Origin of the sequence: Micrococcus sp. SL257 (genome assembly GCF_026625585.1) — a bacterium.
In the GTDB taxonomy this organism is placed as follows: Bacteria; Actinomycetota; Actinomycetes; order Actinomycetales; family Micrococcaceae; genus Micrococcus; species Micrococcus luteus.
Genome location: NZ_CP113053.1, coordinates 417,718 through 441,951 on the forward strand (window position 1 = coordinate 417,718; position 24,234 = coordinate 441,951).

A 24,234-nucleotide genomic window follows, 5' to 3' on the forward strand; every position below is an offset into this window, starting at 1 on the left:
CCGGTGCAGGCCGTACGTCTCGAACCCCAGGTCCAGTAGGGACACCGACCCGGCAAGGACCGGCGTCGTCGTGCCGGACGCCCAGTCCTGCCGCAGGACCGCGTACGCCACGGGCGCGAGCGGCTCGCCGTGCCTACGGCGAGCGCGCAGGAGCTGCTGGAGCGCCTCGGGACTCAGATCGCGGCTGACAGCCGCTCCGCGTGCCCGCTTCGACAGGCGCCGGCATCTTGGGCCCCTCCCCACCCGGACCCCTTCCGAGTCCGACACAATGCATACATCCATGCATGCATCCGATTACTCTGGCCCGCATGACTCCACTCTCCGACCCCTTATGGGGCAGTCGTGCCACGGCTGCCGGCCGCCTGGCCCACGACGTCGCCTGGCGCATCGTCCGCGGTGAGATCGCCGCGGGGGAGATGCTCACCGAGGTCCAGCTCTCCACGGAGGCCGGCATCTCCCGGACGCCGGCCCGGGAGGCCCTCCTCCAGCTCGAGCGCTGGGGCCTGGTGCGGCTCCTCCCCAAGAAGGGCGCGGCCGTGCAGGCCCTCACGCCGCAGACCGTGGCCGACCTCACGGCCCTGCGCGGCCTCCTCGAGTCCACCGCCCTCGCCACGGTCGTCGCGCGGCCCGACGCCGTCGGGCCCCTCGTCGCCACGCTCACCGCCAACCTGGAGCAGCAGCGCGCCGCCCTGGACGCCGGCGACCTCGCGGCGTTCTCCGCGCTGGACGTGCGGTTCCACCGGGACGTGATCGCCACGTGCGGCAACGCCGCCTTCGACGAGGTCGTGCGCACCTTCGCCCCCCGCCTGGCACGCCTGATCCACGCCGCCACCGGCGGATCCGTCGACGCCGCCCGCCGCCTCCTCGATGGGCACGCCGAGATCTGCGCCCAGCTGGCCGCCGGGCGCGCCGCAGACGCCCAGCGCGCCCTGCAGGCGCACCTCGACGCCGCGGGGAGCGGCGTCGTCCCCGGCCTGCCGCCCGTGGGCCCGTCCGAGGCAGGTGAACCCCGATGATCGAGGGCCTGCTGATCCTGCTGCTCTGCCAGCTGGCGGGCACGCTCGTGGCCGACACGCTGCACCTGCCGATCCCCGGGGCCGTGCTGGGCATGCTCCTGCTGCTCGGCCTGCTCGCGTGGCGCCGGCCGGCCGAGGACGCGCCGGTGATGACGGCGAGCCATCACCTGCTCCAGCACCTGCCGCTGCTGTTCGTCCCGGCGGGCGTCGGCGTCGTCGCGGTGCTGGGCCTCATCGAGGAACACCGGGCGCTGATGCTGGTCGGCTTCGTGGTGCCCTGGCTGCTGGGGCTGGTGGTCACCGCCGGCGTCGCCGCCCCGCTCGCCCGCCGCCTCACGGACAAGGAGGACGCACAGTGAACGCCGCCGAACTGACCGACTCCCTCGCCGAGGCCTGGGACGCGCTCCTGCACACACCGCTGTTCGGCATCGCGCTGACCCTCGCCGTTGCTGTGCTCTCCCGCCGCCTGTGGCTCGCCGCCCGGCAGACCGCCCTGCTCACGCCCGTGCTCGTGACGATCGTGCTGGTGGCCGCGTTCCTGGCCCTGACCGGCATCGACTACGAGACCTACATGATCGGCGGCAGCTACCTCACCTTCCTGCTGGGCCCCGCCACCGTGGCCCTCGCCGTCCCCCTGTACCGGGCCGGCCCTGACATCCGGAAGCTGCTGCTGCCGGTCGCCGTCGGGGTCACCGTCGGCTCGCTGACCGCCATGGTGAGCGCCGTGCTGATCGTGCGGGCAATGGGCGGGGACGCCGCGCTGGCCGCCACGTTCGCCCCCAAGTCCGCGACGACGCCGATCGCCATGGCGGTGGCCGACGCCGGCGGCGGGATCGTCTCCCTCGCCGCCGTGCTCCCCGTGCTCACCGGCGTGCTCGGCGCCGTGCTGGCCCCCTGGGTGCTCGACCGGCTGCGCGTGCGCGACCCCCGCGTGCGCGGCCTGGCCATCGGCGTGAGCTCCCACGGCATCGGCACCGCCCGCGCCCTCGCCGAAGGCCCGAAGACCGGTGCGTTCTCCGCCCTCGCCATGGCCTGCTCCGGTGTGCTCACCGCCCTGCTGGCCCCGCTGGTGCTGGCGATGACGGGGTGAGGGGCCGGGCGGCCGCCCCCGGCCGGGCAGCCGCCTCGACCCGCTCCAGCCGCGGCGGCGTCCTTACCGTGTCCGCCCCGCCTGCCACCCTGGTCCTCTTCCTTCCCCGCGGGCCGCCCGCCGGCCCTCGCTGGCGCGGTGACGCGGCCCGGTCCTGCGAACGAGAGGACCCCACCCATGATGGGCCCGTCCCACGCGGCCACCGGCGCCGCGGCCTGGCTGGCGCTCACGCACTGGCAGTCGCCGATCGCCGTGCTGCACCTGCCCGCCGAACTCCAGCTGCTCGGCGCCGTGACCACCGCCGGCGCGGCCATGATCAGCGACTGGGACCACCCCCGCGCCACCGTCGTCCACGCCCTGCCGCCCCTGACCGAGTGGATGAGCCGCGGCATCCGCCACGTGGCCGGCGGGCATCGGCGCGGCACACACTCGCTGGTGGGGGTCGCGGCGTTCACCGCCATCGCGACGGCGGCCGCCTCCATCCAGGTGCCGATCGCGGGGCACGTCTACACGCCGGGGCAGGGGGTCATCGCCGCGTTCCTGGCGGCCGTGGCTGCCAAGGCCCTCCGACTGCTCCCGAACCGGGGATGGAGGGCCGCGTGGGCGCTCGGCATCCTGGTCGCGGTGTCGGCGACCGTCCTCAGCGACGGGCTGTGGTGGATCCCCGCCTCCGTGGCCGTCGGCGTGAGCGTGCACATCCTCGGCGACGCCCTCACCAACAACGGGGTGGCCCTGCTCTGGCCGCTCAGCCCGGAGCCCCCCGCGCGCCTGTGGTGGTGGCAGTCCTCCGGACGGTTCCGGCTCCCCCTGCTCGGCCGGACCGGGTCCTGGCGGGAGTGGGCGCTCGTCTCGGTGGTCACTGCGTTCACCGTGGTGCGGGCCGTGCGGCTCATCCCGCTCGCCGCTCGGGGGGTGGCGGCACTGTTCTGAGCGGCGGCACCCGGCCACGGCCTCGAGCAGCTCGTCCGACCCGGGGTCGCAGGCGTCGCATCCGCAGTCCGGCAGCAGCGCGTGCACCTGCCCCGGGGCGCCGACCGCCACCCGGCGCGACGGCGGCGCCCGCCTCCGCAAGCACCTCGGCCCACACGCGGGCCCGGGCGGTCATCCCGAGCTCACTCCGTCGGCGTCAGTTCCCGCTTGAGGATCTTGCCGGTGGCGGTCTTGGGCAGCCCGTCCCGCACGGTCACGGTGCGCGGGTACTTGTAGGGCGCCACCTGGGACTTCACGTGCTGGATCAGCTCCTCCTCCGTGGCGTGCGCACCGGGGGCGAGCACCACGTGCGCGGCGACCTCCTGGCCGAGCTCCGGGTGGGGCACCCCCACCACGGCGGCCTCCGCGACGGCCGGGTGCTCGTAGAGCACCTCCTCGATCTCGCGCGGGTACACGTTGAGCCCGCCGCGCAGGATCATGTCCTTCGTGCGGTCCACGATGTAGTAGTTGCCCGCGGCATCGCGCCGGGCGAGGTCGCCGGAGCGGAACCAGCCGTCCTCGGTGATGGCCTGGGCGGTGGCCTCCGGCTTGCCCCAGTAGCCCTTCATCACGTTCTCCCCGCGGATCCACACCTCGCCCAGGGTCTCCTCATCGCCCTCGGGCACGACGGCCCCGTCCGGCGTCACCAGCTGCATCTCGCACCCTCGGACGGCGCGTCCGATCGAGCCCGGATGGTGCTCCTCGCCCGGGTGGTTGAAGCACGCCACCGGGGAGGTCTCGGACAGGCCGTAGCCCTCCAGGATCTCGCAGTCGAAGGTGGCCTCGAAGCGGCGCAGCAGCTCCACGGGCAGGGCGGATCCACCGGAGACGCCCAGGCGCAGGCTGGCCAGGTCCTCCGGATGGTCCTTGGCCGCGGCCAGCACGGCCCCGTACATGGTGGGCACGCCGATGAACACGTCCACCGCGCACTCCCGGACGGTCTGCGCGGCCACGGCGGGATCGAAGCGGGGGATCAACGCCAGGCTGGCGCCCATCGTCACGGGCGCCATGAGCGCGCACGTGAGGCCGAACACGTGGAACAGGGGCAGGCAGCCGAGCACGGTCTCCCCGTGCTGGAGCTGGATCAGCGTCTCCGCCGCGGTGTCCGCGTTGGTGCCCATGTTCCGGTGGGTCAGCTGGGCCCCCTTGGGGCGGCCGGTGGTGCCGGAGGTGTAGAGGATGACGGCGTCGTCCTCGAGGTCCCGCTCGACGGTCTCGGTGACCGGGCCGGGGCTCTCCGCGAGGTGCGGGGCGAGGCCGTCCTCGCCGAGGGTGCGCAGCGGCACACCGCGCTCGCGGGCGCCCTCCACGGCTTCCTCGGACGGCACGGACCACAGCATCGACGCGCCCGAGTCCTCCAGGTAGTACTCGATCTCGCGGCGCTTGAACAGCGGGTTCATCGGGACGACGACGGCGCCCAGCTGCAGGGCCGCGAAGAACACCACCGGGAACGCCGGGATGTTCGGCACCATGAGCGCCACGCGGTCCCCGGGGCCGATGCCCTCCTGCCGCATGAGCCCGGCCAGACGCTGGGACTGGTCCTGCAGCTCCGCGTATGTCATGCGGTTCTCGCCGAGGATCAGGGCGGTGGAGTGCGGATGCTCGGCGGCGGTGCGCTCGAGGCGGGCGGGCAGGGTGAGGGTCACGACGGGCCTCCGGGGGGAGTCGGATGTGATGGGAACCACAGCGTAACGCCCGGCGGTGCTCGTTCGCTGTGAGCCGAGTGGGGTGTGTCGGCCGACCTCACGCCAGCGACATCACCGCGGTTCTGCCCGGCGGTGATGTCGCTGGCGCGCGGTCATCCATCGGCCCCGCCCGCGTCGCCGATCTGTCGTCTTCACAGCACAGGGGCGCAAGACTGGTCCCCGCACACCGCCGCCCGGACCGCCGGGCCAGACCGGAGGACAGACCATGACCGCACAGACCCCCGCCACCCCTGCCATCCCCGCGACGATGAAGGCGGTCGTCATGCGTGCGCCGGGCGACGTCGTCGTGGAGGAGGTGGACACCCCGCGCGTCGCTCAGCCCACGGATGTGGTCCTGAAGCTGGCCGCCGCGTGCGTGTGCGGCTCGGACCTGTGGCCCTACCGCGGCCACAACAAGGTCGACCACCGGCGCATGGGCCACGAGTACGTCGGCACGATCGTGGAGAAGGGCGAGGACGTCGCCACCCTCGAGGTCGGCGACTTCGTGATCGGCTCGTTCATGCTCTCGGACAACACGTGCGAGATCTGCCAGGCCGGCTACCAGTCCCGCTGCGTCAACGCCGGCGAGTACACGGGCAGCCAGGCGCAGTACATGCGTGTCGAGCTCGCGGACGGCTCCCTCGTGAAGGTGCCCGGGGGTGAGCCCTCGGACCCGGACCGCCTGGCCGACTACCTCGCCGCCTCGGATGTGCTCGGCACCGGCTGGTACGCCGCCGTCGCCGCGCAGGCCGGCCCCGGCAAGACCATCGCCGTGGTCGGCGACGGCGCCGTCGGCCTGTGCGCCGTCCTGGCCGCCAAGACCCTCGGCGCGGAGAAGGTCATCGTGTTCTCCCGCCATGAGGATCGGGCCGCGCTCGCCCGGGAGTTCGGCGCGGACGTCGTGATCGCCGAGCGTGGCGAGGAGGGCGCCGCCCAGGTGCGCGAGCTCACCGGCGGCTACGGAGCGCACGGGGTGTGCGAGGCCGTCGGCACGCAGGGCTCCATGGACCAGGCCCTGGCCTCGGTGCGCCCCGGCGGGTACGTCGGGTTTGTGGGCGTCTCCCACGACCAGACCCTCGACGGCTCCGATCTCTTCGGCCGTGAGATCCACCTCGAGGGCGGGCCCGCGCCCGTCCGCCGCTTCCTGCCCGAGCTGATCGAGCGCATCCAGTCCGGGGAGATCCAGCCCGGCCGCGTGTTCACCGCGCGCATGCCGCTCGACGACGCCGCCGAGGCGTACCGGGCCATGGACGAGCGCCGCGAGATCAAGGTGCTGCTGGAGGTCTGAGGCACCCGCGCGCTGAGCGTGCCCGCCTCTGCTAGGAAGGTGGGCGGCCACGTCCGCACCACGCCCCGCGCGCCGGCCATCGGCCTCGGGTCACTGCGGCCCGAGGAGCTCCTGGACCTGCGCCTCGGTCAGCGGGCGGGTGGGGCGCCCCTCCAGCAGGAAGGCGAGCTGCGCCGACACCTCCAGCTCCTCCGCGGCGTTGACCGCGCTCTCCAACGTGGCACCGGCGACGATCGAGCCGTGGTTGGCCAGCACCACGCCGGGGGACCGGCGCCCGGCCCCGAGGATGTCGTCCAGCATCTCCGCCGAACCGGGTCGGTGGTAGGGGACGGTCGGCACGTCCCGGCCCAGCCGCATCACGAAGTACGGGGTGAGGGGCGGGATGCCCCCGTCCTCGGCCAGGCAGCTGTACGCCGTCACGTAGGTGGAGTGCAGGTGCACGATCGCCTGTGCCTCCGGGCGGGCCTCGTACATGGCCCGATGCATCACCACCTCCTTGGACGGCCGGGGACCAGCCTGGTGCCTCCAGTGTTCATCCAGCACGGAGAGCGCCTCGGGGTCCAGCCGGCCGAGGGAGGAGTTGGTGGGCGTCATGAGATACCCGCCCTCGATCCGGACGCTGATGTTGCCGGCGCTGCCCACGGAGAATCCACGGGAGAACAGGCTTGCACCGAACTCGGCGATCTGACGGCGCAGCAAGGACTCGTCGGTCACGGGGCTCCTCTCAGACGAGTGCGTTGGCGATGAGCAGGGCGACCAGGGTGGTCGCCCAGGCGATCGTGGTGGGGATGGACCACGCGAGGATCTGATGCTTGGCGTTCTTGATGCCCAGCATCCGGTTCACCACCCAGAAGAAGCTGTCGTTGAAGTAACCGAAGAACAGCGAGCCGAGGGCGGCGGCCTGCGCGGCCAACACCATGTTCACATCCGGCATGGCCGCGAGGATGGGTGCGGAGATCGAGGCGGAGGTGATGATGGCCACCGTACCGGACCCCTGGATGAGGCGGACGATGGTCGCGATGACGAACGGGATCAGGATGGTCGGCAGGGGGAGGCCGGCCACCGCCTGGCCGATGGACTCCGCCGTCCCGGACTCGCGCAGAACGCCGCCGAGGGCTCCGCCGGCGCCGGTGACCAACAGGATGATGCCCGCCGACTGTACGCCGAACTCCATGTCGTCCAGAGTCTCCTGGCGCGACTGGTTGCGGGCGAGGCCGTAGATCGCCACGAGGACGCCGAGCAGCAGGGCGATGACGGGGTTGCCGATGAAGGCGAGCGTGGAGACCAGCCCGGCAGGCAGGGCACCTTCGTTGTTCTCCACCATGGTGGCGGAGAAGGTGTTCAGGAAGATCAGGACGATCGGCAGCAGGATCGGCAGGATCGAGATGAACAGCCCGGGCAGCTCGCGTTCCCGGACGGCGGCACGCTCCTGGAACTCCTCGAAGGCCTCCGCGGGGGAGAGGCGTTCGCCCGTGTCCCGTTCGATCATGGCCTCGATCTTCGGACCCATGACCTTCGCGTACAGGGTCACCGCGATCATGGCGGGGAAGCTGAGGATGAGGCCCCAGAGGATCATCTCGCCGACGTTCACGTCGAAGATGCCGGCGGCGCCGAGCGGGCCCGGCGTCGGGGGGACGGCGTGGTGGGTGACGACCAGGCCGCCGGCGAGGGCGATGCCCAGGGTGAGGATGGACCGCCCGGAGGTCCGGGCCAGCGACCGCACGAGCGGCTGCAGGATCACGAAGGCGGAGTCCACGAAGATCGGGATGGAGATGACGAAGCCCGCGCCGGCGAGCGCCCACTCCTCCTTCCCCTTACCCAGCACGCGGATGAGGGAGTAGGCCAGCTTTTCCGCGGCCCCCGAGACCTCGAGGATGCGCCCCATCATCACGCCCATGCCGATGACGAGGCCGATGGTCCCGAGGGTCGAGCCGAAGCTGGTGGTGATGGCCTGGATAACGGCGTCCGGGGCCATCCCGGCCGCCAGACCCGCGATGGAGGCGGCGATGACCAAGGCCAGGACGGCGTGGATCTTGGTCCGGATGACGAAGAAGATGAGCAGGGCGACGGCTGCCGTGAGGCCGACCAGCGCACCGATCTCGGAGGCTTCGAGCCCGTTCATGGTGGTTCTCCTAGTGGTGTGGATCCGAGGGGTGAGGCCGACTCAGGCGACGAACTCGCGGTGGAACTGACGGACGGCGGCCTCGAAGCTGCTGTCTGGGCGGAAGCCGAGGGACAGGGTTCGCTCGACGTCGAACTCGCCGGGCCACGAGCACACGATGTCCATGACCCTCTGATCCGGGCGTGGGACGACCCGTGCCCGTGCCTCGGGCCCCCCGACGGCCTCGAGGGCGTCGAGCATCTCCGCCACGGTCACGGAGACGCCCGGGATGTTCAGCACCCGCCAGCCCCCTAGCCGCTCGGATTCCACGATGAAGGCGTGCACGAGGTTCTGCACCGCCGTGTCGGGGGAGGACAGCCACATCCGGGTGTCCTCCGGCACCGGCAGCTCAGCCTGCAGACCCTGGAGGGGCTCGCGGATGATGCCGCTGGCGAACGAGGACGCGGCCGAGTTCGGCTTCCCGGGTCGCACCGAGATGGTGGGCAGCCGGCAGACCCGGCCGTCCACGTACCCCTTGCGCGAGTACTCGTTGACCAGCAGTTCGCCGATGGCCTTCGTCGCCCCGTAGGTGGACTCGGGCTGGGTGGCCAGGTCTTCGGGGACCACCGTCGGCACGGCGCTGCCGAACACGGCCAGGGAGCTGGTGAAGACGAACCGGGGCCGGGCCCCGGTGGCACGGGCGGCCTCCAGCAGCCGCTCCGTGGCGTCCACGTTCACGCGCAGCGCGAGGTTGAAGTCCTGCTCGGCGCCGCCGGAGAGCACGGCGGCGAGGTGGAAGATCCCTGCCGTGTCTGCGGTGATGGCCTCGGCCAGGACCGCGGGGTCGGCCATGTCGCCGACTCGGGAGCTCACCCGGGGGTCCTCCACAGGGCAGGGCGCCAGGTCGAGCGAGACGACGGAGTCCACCGGCACGGGCAGGCGGCCGGCGTCCTGGGCCTGGAGGAGGGAGCGGATCACGCGGCTGCCGAGGAAGCCGGCGCCGCCGGTGACGACGATGTTCATGGGTGTTCTCCTACGTGGGAAGGGTCGGGAAGGGGGGTCAATAGGAGGTCCACACCGACCGCGGTCGCCCGATCGCGGACGGCGTCGGGCAACGCGGGGTCGGTGACGATCGCGTCGAAGGCCCGGAGGGGGAGGGCCTTGAAGGTGGACACGCGCCCGTACTTCGAGGAGTCCGCGACGAGCACGCAGCGGTCCGCGTGCTCGGCGATGCTTCGCTTCACGATCGCCTTGCCTTCGGTGGGCACCGAGAGTCCGCGGAGGTCGAACGAGGACGCCGAGATGAACGCCAGGTCGATGTTGAAACCCGCCAGCTCCGCGGCGGCAGTGGGTCCGTCCGTGGACAGGTTCCCGGCGTCCAGGCGGCCGCCGAGCACGTGGATCTGGGCTCCCGGGTGCTCGCCGACGGCCGCCGCCACGGCCAGGTCGTTGGTGACCACGTCGACCCGTTCCGCGGCGGGGCGGGCCGCAAGCAGTCGGGCCAGGGCGAGCATGGTGGTCCCGGCGTCCAGATAAAGGAGGTCCCCCGGGCGGATCAGCTCTGCCGCTCGGCGGGCGATGGCCGCCTTCTCCCGGGGCCGGATCCCAAGCTTCACCCGGTGCGTCGCGTCCAGGGACAGGCGCGCCGGCTTGGCGACGCCGCCAGCCACGGAGACGAGGCGGCCCTCCTCCTCGAGCCGCTTCACATCCCGGCGCACGGTCATGGAGGACACGCCCAGCTCATCCGCCAGCGCGGTCACGGAGGCAGAGCCGCGCTCCACCACGAGGTTGACCAGACGCCGCCGCCGCTCGTCCGCGATCATGCCCGTTCTCCGGGGCGCTGGGACCCGCGGTGTGCCGCGAACCAGCCGAGGCCGTCCTCGGTGCGCCCGGCGGGGCGGTACTCGCAGCCCACCCAGCCCGTGTAGCCGGCCTTGTCCAGGTGCGCGAACAGGTGCTCGTAGGCGACCTCTCCGGTGTCCGGCTCATGACGGTCCGGGACGCCGGCGATCTGCACGTGGCGGGTGAGGTCCACAGATGTGTCCACCAGTCGGGTGAGGTCCCCCTCGGTGATCTGGGCATGGTAGAGGTCCAGCTGCAATCCGACGTTGGGGCGGTCAACCTCGGCCAGCAGCTCCCGGGCCTGCGGGACACGGGACAGGAAGTACCCCGGCATGTCCACCGCATTGATGGGCTCCAGCAGGACCTCCACGCCGTGCTGCGCCGCGGCGTCGCAGGCGCGGCGGATCCGCTCCACGTAACGGCGTCGGGCGTCGGCGTCGTCGGGATCCGCGATGCCGGCCATCACGTGCACCCGCGGGCACGCGAGGGCGCGCGCGTACTCCAGGGCGGTGGCGATGCCGCGTTCGAACTCCGCGTCGCGGCCGGGCAGGGACGCGAGCCCCCGTTCCCCCGCGTCCCAGTCACCGGCTGGGGCGTTGAACAGCGCCTGGGTCAGTCCGGCCGAGCGCAGGGCCGCCGCGACCTCTGCGGCGGGGTACTCGTACGGGAAGAGGTACTCGACACCGGTGAAGCCCGCCTCCGCGGCGGCGGCGAAGCGCTCCAGGAAGGGACGCTCGGTGAACATCATGCTGAGATTCGCGGCGAACTGCGGCATCGGTGGATCCTCGGTGTCGGGCGGGTGATGGTCGGTGGAGGGTCAGGTCCGGGGGTCGGTGAGGCGCTGAGCGGCGGAGAAGAAGTCCTCGTCCCCGAAGTTCCCGGACTTCAGCGCGAGGTCCACCGCACCGTCCAGGCTCGCCGTCCACGGGACGCCGGGGGCGATCTGGGGACCAACGGTCAAGCCCCTTGTGGTGGTGTAGCGGTTGGATCCTTCGTTGGGGTTGTCAGGCGCTGAGCTCGAGGGCAGTGTCGGTGTCGGTGCCCACCTCGCTTCCGGTGTCCTCGACGGGGGTGAGGCGGCAGCGGGCGAGGACCTCGAGGCCGAGGTAGCGGCGCCCTTCGGCCCATTCGTCGGTCTGCTCGGCCAGCACCGCACCCACTAGCCTGACGATGGCCGCCCGGTTGGGGAAGATGCCCACCGCGTCGGTGCGACGGCGGATCTCCCGGTTGAGCCGCTCGGCCGGGTTGTTCGACCAGACCTGCGTCCAGACGTCCTTCGGGAACGTCGTGAAGGCCAGGATGTCCGCCCGGGCATCACCGAGGTGCTCGGCCACCGCCGGGAGCTTCTCGCTCACGTAGTCCAGCAGCCGATCGAACTGCGCGTTCACCGCCGTGGCGTCGGGCTGGTCGTAGACCGAGTGGAGCATGGCCTTCACCGCCGGCCACATGGACTTCGGGGTGATGCCCATCAGGTTCGCCGCGTAGTGGGTCCGGCACCGCTGCCAGGTGGCGCCGGGCAGGTTGGCGGCGATGGCGTCCTTGAGCCCGGCATGGGCGTCACTGGTGACCAGGCGAACCCCGGCCAGGCCCCGGGCCACGAGGTCAGCGAAGAACTCGTTCCACGCCGCACCGGTCTCACTGGTCGCCACGCGCATCCCCAGGACCTCGCGGTGGCCGTCACCGTTGACCCCGGTAGCCAGCAGCACCACCGCGTTGACCACCCGCCCGCCCTCGCGGACCTTCATCGTCAGCGCGTCCGCGGCCACGAACGTGAACGGACCGGCCTCATCCAGGGGCCGGTGGCGGAAGGACTCCACGTGTTCATCCAGGTCCGCGGCCATCCTGGAGACCTGGGACTTGGAGAGGGCATTGATCCCCAGGGTCTTGACCAGCTTGTCCATCCGCCGGGTACTCACCCCGGCCAAGTAGCAGTCCGCCACCACGGTGATCAGCGCCGACTCCGCTCTCTTTCGGCGTTCCAGCAGCCACTCCGGGAAGTACGTCCCAGAGCGCAGCTTCGGGATGGCTACATCGACCGTGCCGACCCGGGTGTCCAGGTCCCGGTGCCGGTACCCGTTGCGCTGGGCGGACCGTGTCGGGGTGGGCTTGCCCCATTCGGCGCCGACCACCGCGTCGGCATCGGCGGAGAGCAGGGTGTTGATCATGGTCTGCAGCAAGTGGCGCATCATGTCCGGGGACGCTTCGGACAGGGCTTCGCTCAGCAGGCCGGCAGGGTCGAGAATATGAGGAGCGGTCATCGTGATGACTCCATTCGAGGGTGCTGTGAGAGGTTCACTCGAAGGATCACACGGTGGCCGCGTCCACGTCTGAGACGACGTGCCCGACCACCGGGCGCTACACCACTATGCGGGACTCAACTGGACCAACGCGCAGCCCGGTGACGCCGAGCGCGTGCGTCACCGCACCGGAGGTCTCGCCCCCGGCAACGACGAACCGGCTCACCCCGCGTTCGCGCAGCGCGGCCGCCAGGGTGCCGAAGAGGCGCTCGATGGCCGTGGACACGCGCTGCCTTCCGTGGACCTCCTGCAGGCGACGGACCTCGTCGGGTCCGGCCGTCGCGTACACGAGGGGGGCGGGGCCGCCGTCCTGGGCGAGGACGAAGGCGAGGATCTCGTCTCGGAGGGCCGTGGCGTCCTCCAGCGTGCGGACGACGTCGACGGCCAGGGACGGGGCGATCTTGCGATAGCGATCGACCTGTCGATTCGTCATCTCGGACGCCGAGCCGGACAGCACCACGGTGCGCCCCGGGGTGAACCGCCAGGCGTCGGCCGCGGTCGTGGCGGCGCCGGTGATCGCGCGGCCGGTGAGCGAACGGGCCAGTCCGGAGCCGAGGCCGGAGCCGCCCGTGGTCAGGCGTAGGCCGGACACTGCCGCGCCGATGGTGTCGAGGTGGGTGTCGTCCAGGGTGTCCAGCACGGCATACCGGACCCCTTCGGAGCGGAGGCGGTCTAGCTCGCCGCGCAGCACCTCGGACCCACCGCCCACCACCGTCGAGGGGACGGACGCGGCCCGTCCGCTGCTCTGCCGTTCCATGAGCCGGACCAGGTCCGAGTCCCGCATGGGCGTCACGGGATGGTCCTTCATGCCCGACTCCTGGAGGAGTCGGTCGTGCACGAACAGGTGTCCCTGGTAGACGGTGCGGCCGTTGACCGGGAGGGCCGGGGCCACGACGGTGAAGTCCTCGCCGAGGTGCTCCAGCAGAGCGTCCGTCACGGGGCCGATGTTGCCCTCGGCGGTGGAGTCGAAGGTGGAGCAGTACTTGAAGACGATCCGCTCCGCACCGAGGCGTTCGAGGGCGCGGCAGGCCTCGAGGCTCTGGGCGGCGGCGTCCCCGGGCGGGATCGAGCGGGTCTTGAGGCTGATGACCACCGCGTCCGCGTCCACGTGATCGGGGACGTGTGCGGCACCCGAGAACTGCACGGTGCGGAGCCCACCGTCCACAAGGGCCCCGGCGATGTCCGTGGCTCCGGTGAAGTCGTCGGCGATCACTCCTGCTCGCAACGGCATGGTGCACCTTTCTGATCGGGCGGGGTCGCCCGATTTGTTCGACTCTGTGAACATGGGACGGAATTTCACATAAGCTAACATCGAAGGGCCAGATTGTGAACCGCACCACGGAAGGCGCCGCCGTATGACTCCTCAGGCACAGAACGTCACCTTCGTCGGCATCGGCGCCATCGGCTTGCCGATGGCCCTCTCGGTGGCGGCGGCGGGGTTCGACGTCACGGGGGTTGACTTCTCCGAACGCCAGCGAGTGGCGGCGCTGGAGCAGGGGCTGCCGGCCGCGGCCGACGCCGCCTCGGCGGCCGAGGCGGACGCCGTGATCGTGATGGTGGCAACCCCCGACCAGCTGTCCTCCGCAGCCCTGGGCCAGGACGGGCTCGTCGCCCGCATGCGGCCCGGGAGCACGTTGATCGTGATGAGCACCGTGGGCCCGGAGGCGGTGCGCTCGCTCGTCGCGCCAGCCGCCGAACGGGGCATCGGACTGGTGGACGCCCCCGTCACCGGCGGCATCGCGCGTGCGGCACGCGGAGAGCTGCGCATGTTCGTCTCCGGTGACCCGGCGGCCATCGACGCGGGACGCGCCGTCCTGGACGCCATGGGCGCCGTGGTGGACTGCGGGGCGGAGCCGGGGCGCGGCCAGTCATTCAAGGTGGTCAACCAACTGCTGTGCGCGGTGCACATCGTCGCCGGAGCCGAGGCCCTGGCCCTGGCCGAGCGTCTGGGGCTGGACCCCGCCGAGGTGCTCGACGCCGTGGCGGACGGCGCCGCCGGGTCGTTCATGCTCTCCGACCGGGGGCCCCGGATGCTCGAGGGCCTGGACGCACAGGTCGCCAGCGCGATCGGGATCTTCGTGAAGGACTCCGCCCTGGTGAGCGCCACCGCCGCCGAGGCCGGGATCGCGGTGCCCGTGCTGGAGGCCGCCAAGCAGAAGTACCTGGACGCCGCCGAGGCCGGTCTGACCCTGAAGGACGATTCGCAGGTCATCCAGACTTACCGGCCCTGACCTCGGTCTGAACCGGGCTCGTGTGGTGGCGGCGGCCGCACGCTCCGCCCCGGCGGGTACCTCGGGTTCGTGGGCGTCTCCCACGACCAGACCCTCGACGGCTCCGACCTCTTCGGCCGGCAGATCCACCTCGAGGGCGGCCCCGCCCCCGTCCGCCGCTTCCTGCCCGAGCTGATCGAGCGCATCCAGTCCGGGGAGATCCAGCCCGGCCGCGTGTTCACCGCGCGCATGCCGCTCGACGACGCCGCCGAGGCGTATCGGGCCATGGACGAGCGCCGCGAGATCAAGGTGCTGCTGGAGGTCTGAGGCCCTCCGCGGCGGGCGGAGGTGCCGAGAGGCTCCGCCGCCCCTCAGCCCTTCTTCACGGTGATCGTCCACTCTGCGGCGCCGCGCTTCACGAAGTCGGTGACCTCGTGGCCGTTCTCCGCGGCCCAGCGGGGCAGGGAGTCGGTGGCCTGGGTGCAGTCGAAGTCGATCACGAGCTCGTCCCCGGAGGGGATCTGCTGCATCGCCTGGTTGGCCTCCACGAGCGGGAAGGGGCAGACCTGGCCGTCGGTCTCGAGCAGGTGCTTCGCCATGGTGTTCTCTCCTTGGTGTCGGTGGTCAGAGGTCGTGCGCGGGCGGGCCGGCTCAGCCGATCGGCGTGAGCTTCACGGGGCGGGCCGTCCCGGCGTCCGCCGCCGCGCCCTCGGCCGAGGCGAGGCCGGAGCCGGGGGCGGGGACCGGCGTCGTGCCCTTGCCGCGGTGGTTGAGGATGAAGAGCTTGGCCGCCAGGCCGGTGCCGAGCACCATGAACACGAGCGCGGTCCAGCCCTGGAAGCTGAAGGTCGCGGTGTTCACCATCGCGTTGCCGATGGTGCAGCCGCCGGCCCACGCCGCGCCCCAGCCCATGCCGAGGCCGCCGATGATCGAGCGGACGGTGGTCTGCGCGTCGGGCACGCGGACGCGGAACTCGCCGGAGGCCTTCGCGGCGATGAACGAGCCGATCAGCAGGCCCGTCACCATCAGCACGCCCCAGTCCACGAGCTCGAGTTCGCCCGTGCCGAGGAACGCGCCGATGTTCGCGGACGGGCCGGTGATGCCCAGGCCGGACTCGCGGCCGGTCGCCCAGGAGAGCGGCCACGCGAGGATCGCCAGCACGCCGATGATCGCCGCGGTGACGAACGGGTGCCACGCCTTCTCGGTGAGCACGTGCGCGAGGCCGGTCTTGGCGGCGGGCAGGCGGAAGCGGGTCATGGCCGCCTCGCGACGCAGGTGATGACGCACGGCCAGGCCGACGCCGGCCACGAGCAGCGCCACGAACACCCACGGGGACAGCCCCGTGAGCTGCTGGAACGAGCCCGTCTGCGTCTCCACGGAGCGGACGGCCTCGGTGGTGCCGGCCAGCGGTCCCTTGCGGAACGCGGTGGCGCCCACGATGTAGAAGATCAGTGCGAACCACGAGCCCACGAGGCCCTCGCCCGCGCGGTAGTACGTGCCGGTGGCGCAGCCGCCCGCGAGCACGATCGAGAAGCCGAAGATCAGGCCGCCGATGATCGTGCCCAGCCACGGGAACGTCTCCGCCTCCAGGGTGATCACGCCCAGGGCGTCGAGGGCGAACACGCCCACCGACTGGACGGCCACGATCACCATGAACGCGGTGAGCCATCGGGTGGACCGGATAGTGAACAGGTCGCGGAAAGCGCCCGTGACGCAGAAGCGTCCGCGCTGGAACACGAAGCCCAGGACGAGGCCGAGGAGGAGTCCGGTGATGATCATGCCTGCCATGAGACAGGGTGCGGCCGGTCCCGCGCGCCGGGCAGGACGTGCGGGGTAACAGTCGCAGGGCTGTGCCGGAGACGACGCGCGGGGGCGCCGTGGGCGACGCTTGACCCTCCCCTTGGGGGAACGCCCACGCTGGGATCACCTGAGAGAAAGGTCGCCCCATGAGCCCCCCGATGACCGTCGGCGAGTTCGCCCTCGCCACCGGACTGAGCGCGAAGGCGCACGCGGCCGAGCTGCGACGCCGCCGCGACCTCGAGGACCGCGCGCTCGCGCTCGCGGTCGCCGGTGTCTACGCGGCCCCGGATCCTGACGACGACGGCGCCCCCGCCCGTCCCGGCCCCGTGGCGGAGCGCACGGTCGGGCCGACGCCGTGGGCCGGCGTCGTGCAGCGGGTGGCCCTGGACGAGGCTGGTGAGGAGGCGACCACCGAGCGCGCGAACGACGCCTTCGCGACGCTGTTCCAGGCGCTCGCGGAGGCGGGGTCGGCACCGGCCGGGCCGCCGTGGACGGCACTGCGTCCGGTGCCGGGCACCGCCGACGTCGTGGAGACCGTCCTGGCCGTCCCGCTGAGCGGCCCGGCTCCCACGGGCCTCAGGGTCGGCGGGCACGAGGTGGTGACCGGGGCGCTGCCGCGCCGCGTGGAGCGGTACGTGGACGTGCGGGCCGATGCGGGCGAGGTCGACCTGCTCGACGACGCCCCCGGCGGCGCGCTGCCCCATCCGGACCTGCTGGGACTGATGGACGCGTTCGACGTGGAGGATGCCGGCGCCGCGCCGGAGATCCGCCAGATCCTCGCGGACCCGGACGCCGGCCACGTCGAGCTGGCGATGACGGTGCGGGAGGAGGCGGGAGCGGGGCAGGGGTGAGCCGGCGCGGGGACGGCACGGCGTGTCTGGCCGGCCGACCCTGCCGGTCCCGCGCAGACCCCCCGGGGGCTCAGGGGTGCCCGAGGTGGCCCGAATGTGATGGAGTGCACGGATCCTGTCCACGACCTGGGAAGTGACCATGGAGCAGTTCGTCACCGCCGCCAACTCGATCATGTGGAGCCTGCCCATGGTCGTCGGGCTCCTCGCCCTGGGCCTGTACTTCACGATCCGCATGGCGGCTCCCCAGGTGCGGCTGCTCAAGGACATGGTGGGCCAGCTGGTCAGGGGAGGATCGTCGTCGGCGGGGATCAGCTCGTTCCAGGCGTTCGCCATGGCCCTGGGTGGGCGCATCGGCGTCGGCAACATCGCGGGCGTCGCGGCCGCGATCTACCTGGGCGGCCCGGGCGCGCTGTTCTGGATGTGGGTGACGGCGATCCTCGGCGCCCCCGTGGCGCTCGTGGAGAGCTCGCTCGCACAGCTCTACAAGCACAAGGTCCGCGGCGAGTACCGCGGCGGGCCCGCGTACTACATCCTCGAGGGGCTCGGCCGGAACTGGCGGTGGCTGGCGGTCGCCTACGCCGCGGCCACCGTGTTCGCCACGGTCTTCACCGGCCCGCAGATCCAGGCCAACGCCGTCACCGCCGCCACGACCGAGGCGTGGGGCTGGGACCCGCTGTGGGTGGGTCTCGGGATGGCCGTGCTGTTCTGCGTGATCGTGTTCGGCGGCATGCACCGCCTCGGCCGCACGGTGGGCCTCGTGGTCCCGTTCATGGCCGGCGCGTACATCCTGGTGGGGCTCGTCGTCGTCGCGGTGATGTGGCAGGAGGTCCCGGCCATGTTCTCCCTGATCTTCACCAGCGCCTTCGCCGCCGACTCCGTCTACGCCGGCATGCTCGGCGCCGCCATCGCGTGGGGCGTGCGCCGCGCCGTGTACTCCACCGAGATCGGCACCGGCTCGGGCGCCCAGGCCTCCGCCGCCGCCCACGTCTCCCACCCGGTGAAGCAGGGCCTGGCCCAGGCGTTCTCCGCCTATGTGGACACCCTGTTCGTGTGCACCATGACCGGCCTGGTGATCCTGTCCACCAACAGCTTCAACGTGCTCGGCACGGGTGAGGGCCCCCCGATCGTGGAGCATCTGCCCGGCGTCGAGGAGGGCCCGGCCTGGGTGCAGATCGGCATCGACGTCGTCCTGCCGTCCTTCGGTCCGTCCTTCGTGGCCGTGGCGGTGTTCCTGTTCGCCTTCACCACGCTGCTGTCCTTCGCGTTCTACGCCGAGACGAACCTCGCGTACCTGATCCCGAACAAGAAGGCGCAGCGCATCTGCATCGCGGCCGCCCGCCTGCTGCTGGCCGCCTCCATGGTCATCGGCTCCGTGCAGACCTCCGCGTTCGTGTGGTCCCTTGCGGACTTCGGTGTGGGCCTGTACACGTGGGTGAACATCCTCGCGCTCGTGCTCCTGAGCCCCGTGGCCATCCGCCTGCTCAAGGACTACGACCGCCAGCGCCGCGCCGGCCAGGACCCCGTCCTGGACCCGGCCGCCATCGGCGTCCGCAACGCCCACCTGTGGGAACAGATCCACGCCGCCTACGAGCGCACCGGGGACGTGGACGAGGCCATGGACCACGTCGCGGACACCGCCCCGGACACCCGGGCCATCACCGTGGTCCCGCGCCGGGAGGGCTGAGGACCGACGACGGCGGCCCGGGGCGCCGGACGTCCGCGACGACGTCGGGCCACGGGCCAGGGCCGTCCGCGCGGCCTGAATCCCGGCAGGCTCACCCCATGGACCACAAGGAGATCCTCCATCAGGGGCTGCGCCGGCAGCGCGACGCCCTCTTCGCGAAGCTGGACGGCCTGCCCGAGCGGGAGGTCCGCCTGCCCCGCACCCCCACCGGCACCAACCTGCTGGGCCTGCTCAAGCACGCGGCCACGTGCGAGCTCGAGTACTTCGGCGAGGTCTTCGGCCGCCCCGCCGGCATCCCCCTGCCCTGGGACGCGCCGGGGGTGGGCGAGGAGGACGGCGCGGACCTGTTCGCCGCCGAGGACGAGACCCTCGAGGACGTCCTCGACTACGCGCGGCGATGCTTCGCGCACGCGGACGCGACCATCGAGGCCCTCGTCCTCGACGCGCGGGGGCGGGTCCCCTGGTGGCCCGCGCACCTGGCCGAGGTGACTCTGGCGCAGATCCTCTCCCACGTGGCCCTCGACGCGGCCCGCCATGCCGGCCACGCCGACATCCTGCGCGAGGGGATCGACGGGCAGGCCGGCCTGCGCGGCCCCGGGGACAACCTGCCCGGCTGGGACGCCGAGCGGTGGGCCGCGCACGTGCGGCGGCTCGAGGGGATCGCCCGGGGTGCGGGCCCGGTGCGCTAGCGTCCGCGGTGATGACTCCCCGCTCGCTCGCCGGTCTGGCCCTCACCGTCGCCGCCCTGATGTCCGCCTTCGTGCTGATGGCGCCGACGGCGCCGGGGCTGTTCGTCGGCGTGCTCACGGTGGGGACCTTCGGGTTCGGCCCGTTCTACGGGGAGCCCTCGCGGCAGCTCGTGGACCGGCCGTGGAGGCGGGACACGCGCTGGCGCGATCTCGCCCGCCGGGTCCGCACCGACTGGCTCTCCCGGCAGCTGGGCGCCGTCGGCTGGAACGCGGCCATCAGCCGCCGCATCACCGGCCGGGCCGACCTGCGGCGCATCCGCACCGCCGCCGTGGGCTCCCTCGTCAGCCACGCCGCCTCCGCGGGTCTGCACGCGGTGGCGGGCGTGGCGCTGGCGGCCGTCGGGCATTTGGTCTGGGGCGTGGTCGCGGTGGCCCTGGGGCTCGTGGTGCACGCCTGGCCGGCCCTGCTGCAGGTCTCCGTGCTCGGGCGCATCGACGGACTCCAGACGCAGATCCGCGGGGACCAGCTGCTCTGGTGACCGGCCGGCACCGGGCGGCCCGGCCGAGCACTTTGTGGGCCGAATCCGACGGATGAGCCCCTGAATCGGGCACGGGAGCGTCGCATTCGGCCCGCAAAGCGGTGGGGAGGGGGCAGCGGGGAGAGGGTGGCGAGGAGAGGGCGGCGGGGAGAGGGCGGCACCGCGCGCTCAGCCCTACGCTCGGACCCATGACCGAGCACACATCCGAGCACACCCCCGAGAACCCCCACGTCGTCCGCCGCGGCTCCGGCGTCCCGCTGATCGCGGTGCACGGCAACAGCGTGGACCACCGGCTGCTGCTGCCGCTCGACGACGCCCTCGCCGAGGCCGGGGAGGTCGAGCGGATCTACGTGGACCTGCCGGGCTTCGGCCGGACCTCGGCCCTCCAGGACGACGGCGGCCTCCCCGAGCTCGCCGCCTGGCTCGTGGACTGGATCCGCGCGGAGGTCGGCGAGCGGCCGTTCGCGGTGCTCGGCAACTCCCTCGGCGGCCTGCTCGCCCGGCACGTGGCGGCCGAGTTCGGCGCGCAGGTGTTGGGGCTGGGGCTGCTCGCGCCCGTCGTCGACCCGGACGAGGACCGGCGCACCCGCACCGACCTGGTGGTGCGCGAGCGCGACGACGCCTTCATGTCTACCCTCGACCCCGACGACGCCGCCCCGTTCCTCGAGATGTCCCCGCGGCTGACGCGGGACACGTGGGAGCGGTTCCGCGAGCACGCGCTGCCGGGCGTCCGCGCCGTGGACGAGGAGGCGCTGAAGCGCCTGTCCGCGCGCTACGTCCTGGACGCCGTGCCGGAGGAGGCCGCGCCGCCGTTCGAGGGGCCCGCCCTGATCCTCACCGGCCGGGAGGACCACCTCGTCGGCTACCGGGACCAGGCCGCGCTCCTGGAGCATTACCCGCGCGCCACCTACGCGGCGCTCGACGCCGCCGGCCACAACGTGCACCTGGACCAGCCGGAGGTCGCCGAGGCGCTCGTCCGCGCGTGGGCGGTGCAGGTGGGCCGCGCGGCGTCGGACTGAGGCGGGGTCAGGGGGAGGGACGGGCCTCCACCCGGGCCTCCGCCTCGGCGCCCGCCCCCACCCCGACGCCGGCCCGCGCCAGCAGGCCGTCGGCCACCCGCAGCAGGGCGGCGACCGCCACGAAGAACACGAGGATCGCCACCACGTAGACGGCGACGCCGTCGTAGCCCAGCCGCGGGACGTCCAGGATCGTGTACGGGTACCAGTCCAGCCACGGCCCGCGCAGCAGCGTGAACGCCAGCCAGGCGAGCGGGATGAGCGTGGACAACCACACCACCCGCCACGTGATCTGCCGCCGCGGCCCGAAGACCGCCCACAGCACCGGGGTGAGGATCGGCGTGACGATGTGCTGCAGGGTGTCGTTGAACCGCTCGACGGCGGTCATCGGGTCGGCGTCCCGCAGCAGCACGTTGAACACCACGCCCGTGATCACGATGCACACCACCCCCGTCACCCGCAGCACCCGGAACAGCGTGCCCGGCCGGTGCAGGCGCAGCGCCAGCAGCAGGGACGTCAGCCCCACCAGGAAGTTCGAGAGGAACGTGAAGTACGTGGGCTGGTTGAGCATGTGCTCCCAGCCGCCCTCGAGCACGCCCGCGTAGCCCGCGTCGGCCGGCAGGTCCGAGGACTTCCACGAGCCGATCCACAGTGAGAGCAGGTTGCCGCCCAGGGACAGGGCCGCGGCGACGGCGAAGGCAGGCCGCGCCGTCGTCGTCCAGCGGCCGGAGGGGGTGGGGAGGGTCATGCGCCCATCCTGCCGGAGCGCGACGCCGCCCCCGGTGCACTGGCCGAGCCGCTCGGGCCGGCGGGCGTGTCCCGGCCGGCGGTCCGGACCCTACGCTCGGCACCATGATCCGGACCCCCTGGACCCGCACCCCCGCCGGCGCGAGGCGCGCGCGCCGCCCCCGACAGTTCCGCCGCGTGACGACGACCGGGCCCGCCGCCGTGGACGTGGCCTGGGCCCGCTACGCCGACCTGCGCCTGTGGCCGCGGTGGGCTCCGCAGATCCGCGCCGTGGAGGCGCCACGGCGCCGGCTGCGGGCCGGGCTTCGCGGCGTGGTCCACGCGCCCCTGGGGCTGCGCGTCCCGTTCGTGGTCGAGGAGGTCGACGATGACGCCCGCACCTGGCGGTGGACGGTGCGGGTGGCCGGGACGGCGGTCTCCATGACGCACGACCTCACCGCCACCCCCCGCGGCACCCGGGCGGGGCTGACGGTCCACGGGCCCGCCGTCGTCGCCCTGGCCTACCGACTGCCGGCCCGCGTGGCGCTGCGGCGGCTGTGCCGGGCGCACCTCTGAGGGCGGACCGCCGGGCCGGGCCTGTGGCCAGGGGCCCCGCCCGCCTCACACCGCCGCGGCGTCGGTCCGCAGCTCGACGCGCGGCCAGTCGGCGAGGTCGGCGAGCATCTGCCGGTCGTGGGTCACCACGACGACGGCCTGCTCCGTGACCTGCAGGGCCTCGGTCATCTCGTCCACGAGCGCGGGGGAGAGGTGGTTCGTCGGCTCGTCCAGCAGCAGCACGTGGGGGCGCTCGATGAGCACCATCGCCAGGTGCAGACGGGCCTGCTGCCCCTGGGACAGGCGTCCGACCGGGGTGTCCGCGGCCTCGGCGGTGAGCAGCCCGAGCGAGGGCAGCGTGGGGGCCGGCAGGGGACGGCCCAGGTCGTCGACGCCGGCCTCGTCCGCGCCGACGCGGCGCACGTGCTCCTCGAACACGGCGGCGGCGGTGCGCTCCTCGTCCCACGCGGGGGTCTCCTGCGCCACGAGGCGCACGCGCACGTCGGCGCCCACGGTCACCAAGCCGCTCGTGGGCTCCAGGTCCCCGGCGAGCACGCGCAGCAGCGTGGACTTCCCGGCCCCGTTCGGGCCCGTCACCAGCACGCGGCCGCCCGGCACGAGGGCCGCGCCCATCGGCTGCTCGAGCCGCCCGGCCACGCGCACGGCGTCCGCGGTGAGCAGGACGTCGTCGCCCGCCGTGCCCGGCCCGCCCGCCGTGCCCGCCGCCGCGTCCGCGCCGTCCCGCGGGTCGCCGTCGGGCATGTCCGCGAACGGCCAGTCCAGGCGCAGGGGCGGCTCGGGCACGGTGATCCGGTGCGCCTCCAGCTCGTCGAAGCGCCGGTTGAACATCTGCACGATCCCCGCCGACCGGCTCGAGCGCTGGTGCTTGCCGGTGCCCTTCGGGGGCCGCCACGAGCCCTGCATCTGCTCCCGCGCGTCCTCCACGGCCAGCTCCAGCCGCTCGCGCTCGGCGTTCTGCTCGGCGTACTCCTGCTCCCAGGCGGCCCGGGCGCGGCGGCGCCCCTTCGCCCAGCCGGCGTACCCGCCGGAGTACCGCCGCGGCCGCCCGTCCTGGCTGGGATCCAGGTCCACGATGTCGGTGCACACGGCGCGCAGCAGGGCGCGGTCGTGGCTGACGACGGCGACCCCGCCCGGGTGCTCCACCAGCCGGCGGGTGAGGAAGTCCAGGGCGACGTCGTCCAGGTGGTTGGTCGGCTCGTCCAGCAGCAGCAGGTCCGGCCGGGAGCCGAGGGTGACGGCCAGGCGCACCCGGTGGCGCTGGCCGACCGAGAGCGATGTGAGGGGGTGCTCGCGGTCCGTGCACGCGTGCAGCCCCTCGAGGTCCATGTCCACGCGCCGGCCGGCGTCCCAGGCGTCGTAGAGGTGGGCCCGCTCCAGCGCGGTGGAGTACCGGTGTCCGGCGCCGGCGTCGTCGGGGGCCTCGGCCAGGGCGGCCGCGGCGGCGTCCAGGGCCTCGAGTGCGGCGTGCGGGCCCGTGAGGGCGTCGCGGACCAGGTCGCCCACCGTGCGGGAGCGCCCGTCGGCCCGCGCCCGCAGCGCCTGCGGGACGAACGCGAGCGTGCCCGCCCGCGTCACGCGGCCGACGTCGGGCGTGATCCGGCCCGTGAGCACGTGGAGCAGCGTGGTCTTGCCGCGCCCGTTCTCACCCACGATCCCGAGCCGCGAGCCGGCGTTGATCCGCACCGTGGCGTCCGTGAGCACGCGGTGCCCGCCGAGCGAGACGGTCAGGTGCTCGCCGCGCAGGTGGGCGGCGGGCCCGGCGGGCAGGGCGGGGGAGGGAGGGCCGGAGGTCATGTCCGCCAGTCTAGGGAGGGGGCGCGCTGCCGCGTCCGGGGTCGGGACTACGCTCGGGGCC

General features: G+C 73.0%; 25 protein-coding genes and 1 pseudogene. 13 read left to right on the forward strand and 13 right to left on the reverse strand.

Going from position 1 to position 24,234, the window contains the following annotated elements; genetic code table 11:
- The first annotated feature begins 308 nt into the window (after positions 1–308).
- The 4 genes from OVA32_RS01930 (at position 309) to OVA32_RS01945 (ending at position 3,036) form a co-directional block, all read left to right on the forward strand.
- Positions 309–1,016 (forward strand): GntR family transcriptional regulator, encoded by a 708-nt coding sequence (locus OVA32_RS01930; protein WP_267714936.1) that lies wholly within the window; start codon positions 309–311, stop codon positions 1,014–1,016.
- Positions 1,013–1,375 (forward strand): CidA/LrgA family protein, encoded by a 363-nt coding sequence (locus tag OVA32_RS01935; protein ID WP_036315546.1) that lies wholly within the window; start codon positions 1,013–1,015, stop codon positions 1,373–1,375. Before OVA32_RS01930 ends, OVA32_RS01935 begins: the two co-directional genes overlap by 4 nt.
- Complete coding sequence (locus OVA32_RS01940) at positions 1,372–2,106, forward strand: LrgB family protein (protein ID WP_036315548.1); 735 nt, start codon at positions 1,372–1,374, stop codon at positions 2,104–2,106. The genes OVA32_RS01935 and OVA32_RS01940 overlap by 4 nt, the downstream gene beginning before the upstream one ends.
- 177 nt (positions 2,107–2,283) lie before the next feature.
- Positions 2,284–3,036: a metal-dependent hydrolase gene (locus OVA32_RS01945; protein WP_036315551.1), complete on the forward strand. Its 753-nt coding sequence runs from the start codon at positions 2,284–2,286 to the stop codon at positions 3,034–3,036.
- 182 nt (positions 3,037–3,218) lie between these two features.
- Here the strand turns inward: OVA32_RS01945 and OVA32_RS01950 are convergent, their stop codons facing one another.
- Positions 3,219–4,721, reverse strand: a complete 1,503-nt coding sequence (locus OVA32_RS01950) for a long-chain-fatty-acid--CoA ligase (RefSeq protein ID WP_267714940.1) — start codon at positions 4,719–4,721, stop codon at positions 3,219–3,221.
- A 265-nt stretch (positions 4,722–4,986) separates the two neighbouring features.
- Here OVA32_RS01950 and OVA32_RS01955 point away from each other — a divergent pair, with 265 nt between their 5' ends.
- The gene (locus tag OVA32_RS01955; protein ID WP_020625207.1) at positions 4,987–6,048 is read left to right on the forward strand and encodes a zinc-binding dehydrogenase; all 1,062 of its coding nucleotides are present in this window, start codon (positions 4,987–4,989) and stop codon (positions 6,046–6,048) included.
- A gap of 90 nt (positions 6,049–6,138) precedes the next feature.
- Here the strand turns inward: OVA32_RS01955 and OVA32_RS01960 are convergent, their stop codons facing one another.
- From OVA32_RS01960 to otnK, 8 genes are all read right to left on the reverse strand, one after another.
- Positions 6,139–6,762 (reverse strand): aldolase, encoded by a 624-nt coding sequence (locus OVA32_RS01960; protein ID WP_049147437.1) that lies wholly within the window; start codon positions 6,760–6,762, stop codon positions 6,139–6,141.
- Positions 6,763–6,772: 10 nt separating this feature from the next.
- Positions 6,773–8,170 (reverse strand): GntP family permease, encoded by a 1,398-nt coding sequence (locus tag OVA32_RS01965; RefSeq protein ID WP_049147435.1) that lies wholly within the window; start codon positions 8,168–8,170, stop codon positions 6,773–6,775.
- Between the two features lie 42 nt (positions 8,171–8,212).
- Entirely contained in the window at positions 8,213–9,172 is a 960-nt protein-coding gene (denD, locus tag OVA32_RS01970) for a D-erythronate dehydrogenase (RefSeq protein ID WP_020625806.1), read from the reverse strand.
- Positions 9,169–9,972, reverse strand: coding sequence for a DeoR/GlpR family DNA-binding transcription regulator (locus OVA32_RS01975; protein WP_070708972.1), 804 nt, complete (start codon positions 9,970–9,972; stop codon positions 9,169–9,171). Before OVA32_RS01975 ends, denD begins: the two co-directional genes overlap by 4 nt.
- Positions 9,969–10,766, reverse strand: a complete 798-nt coding sequence (gene otnI / locus OVA32_RS01980; RefSeq protein ID WP_070708973.1) for a 2-oxo-tetronate isomerase — start codon at positions 10,764–10,766, stop codon at positions 9,969–9,971. Before otnI ends, OVA32_RS01975 begins: the two co-directional genes overlap by 4 nt.
- Before the next feature lie 42 nt (positions 10,767–10,808).
- Complete coding sequence (locus OVA32_RS01985) at positions 10,809–10,952, reverse strand: nucleotide-binding domain containing protein (protein ID WP_324287924.1); 144 nt, start codon at positions 10,950–10,952, stop codon at positions 10,809–10,811.
- A 43-nt stretch (positions 10,953–10,995) separates the two neighbouring features.
- Positions 10,996–12,249, reverse strand: coding sequence for an IS256 family transposase (locus OVA32_RS01990; protein WP_041103000.1), 1,254 nt, complete (start codon positions 12,247–12,249; stop codon positions 10,996–10,998).
- Positions 12,250–12,346: 97 nt separating this feature from the next.
- Entirely contained in the window at positions 12,347–13,519 is a 1,173-nt protein-coding gene (gene otnK, locus OVA32_RS01995) for a 3-oxo-tetronate kinase (RefSeq protein ID WP_267714946.1), read from the reverse strand.
- Positions 13,520–13,643: 124 nt separating this feature from the next.
- Here otnK and OVA32_RS02000 point away from each other — a divergent pair, with 124 nt between their 5' ends.
- Positions 13,644–14,519, forward strand: coding sequence for an NAD(P)-dependent oxidoreductase (locus OVA32_RS02000; RefSeq protein ID WP_049147433.1), 876 nt, complete (start codon positions 13,644–13,646; stop codon positions 14,517–14,519).
- A 42-nt stretch (positions 14,520–14,561) separates the two neighbouring features.
- Positions 14,562–14,825 (forward strand): annotated as a pseudogene (locus OVA32_RS02005) (IMP dehydrogenase); the annotation flags it as partial.
- A 44-nt stretch (positions 14,826–14,869) separates the two neighbouring features.
- On the opposite strand, the gene OVA32_RS02010 reads toward OVA32_RS02005, so the two are convergent.
- Together OVA32_RS02010 and OVA32_RS02015 are read right to left on the reverse strand one after the other, a co-directional pair.
- On the reverse strand, positions 14,870–15,097 hold the full coding sequence (locus OVA32_RS02010) for a sulfurtransferase TusA family protein (RefSeq protein ID WP_002855519.1): 228 nt from the start codon (positions 15,095–15,097) through the stop codon (positions 14,870–14,872).
- Positions 15,098–15,149: 52 nt separating this feature from the next.
- Positions 15,150–16,277 (reverse strand): YeeE/YedE family protein, encoded by a 1,128-nt coding sequence (locus OVA32_RS02015; RefSeq protein WP_020627049.1) that lies wholly within the window; start codon positions 16,275–16,277, stop codon positions 15,150–15,152.
- Positions 16,278–16,444: 167 nt separating this feature from the next.
- Between OVA32_RS02015 and OVA32_RS02020 the strand changes: the two genes are divergently transcribed.
- The 5 genes from OVA32_RS02020 to OVA32_RS02040 all read left to right on the forward strand — a co-directional run bounded on the left by OVA32_RS02020 (position 16,445) and on the right by OVA32_RS02040 (position 21,080).
- Complete coding sequence (locus OVA32_RS02020) at positions 16,445–17,149, forward strand: hypothetical protein (RefSeq protein ID WP_043281415.1); 705 nt, start codon at positions 16,445–16,447, stop codon at positions 17,147–17,149.
- Between the two features lie 139 nt (positions 17,150–17,288).
- Complete coding sequence (locus tag OVA32_RS02025; RefSeq protein ID WP_043281416.1) at positions 17,289–18,833, forward strand: alanine/glycine:cation symporter family protein; 1,545 nt, start codon at positions 17,289–17,291, stop codon at positions 18,831–18,833.
- 98 nt (positions 18,834–18,931) lie between these two features.
- Positions 18,932–19,522, forward strand: coding sequence for a DinB family protein (locus OVA32_RS02030; RefSeq protein ID WP_010079843.1), 591 nt, complete (start codon positions 18,932–18,934; stop codon positions 19,520–19,522).
- Between the two features lie 11 nt (positions 19,523–19,533).
- Positions 19,534–20,061 (forward strand): hypothetical protein, encoded by a 528-nt coding sequence (locus tag OVA32_RS02035; RefSeq protein WP_020627046.1) that lies wholly within the window; start codon positions 19,534–19,536, stop codon positions 20,059–20,061.
- A 188-nt stretch (positions 20,062–20,249) separates the two neighbouring features.
- Positions 20,250–21,080, forward strand: a complete 831-nt coding sequence (locus OVA32_RS02040; protein WP_020627045.1) for an alpha/beta fold hydrolase — start codon at positions 20,250–20,252, stop codon at positions 21,078–21,080.
- Positions 21,081–21,087: 7 nt separating this feature from the next.
- Here OVA32_RS02040 and OVA32_RS02045 read toward each other — a convergent pair whose 3' ends face one another.
- Complete coding sequence (locus OVA32_RS02045) at positions 21,088–21,825, reverse strand: Pr6Pr family membrane protein (RefSeq protein WP_020627044.1); 738 nt, start codon at positions 21,823–21,825, stop codon at positions 21,088–21,090.
- A 104-nt stretch (positions 21,826–21,929) separates the two neighbouring features.
- On the opposite strand from OVA32_RS02045, the gene OVA32_RS02050 reads away from it, so the two are divergent.
- Positions 21,930–22,379 carry an SRPBCC family protein gene (locus OVA32_RS02050; protein WP_020627043.1) on the forward strand — a complete coding sequence of 150 codons (450 nt, stop codon included), beginning with the start codon at positions 21,930–21,932 and terminating at the stop codon, positions 22,377–22,379.
- 45 nt (positions 22,380–22,424) lie between these two features.
- Here the strand turns inward: OVA32_RS02050 and OVA32_RS02055 are convergent, their stop codons facing one another.
- On the reverse strand, positions 22,425–24,173 hold the full coding sequence (locus tag OVA32_RS02055; protein WP_020627042.1) for an ABC-F family ATP-binding cassette domain-containing protein: 1,749 nt from the start codon (positions 24,171–24,173) through the stop codon (positions 22,425–22,427).
- Between the last annotated feature and the right edge of the window lie 61 nt (positions 24,174–24,234).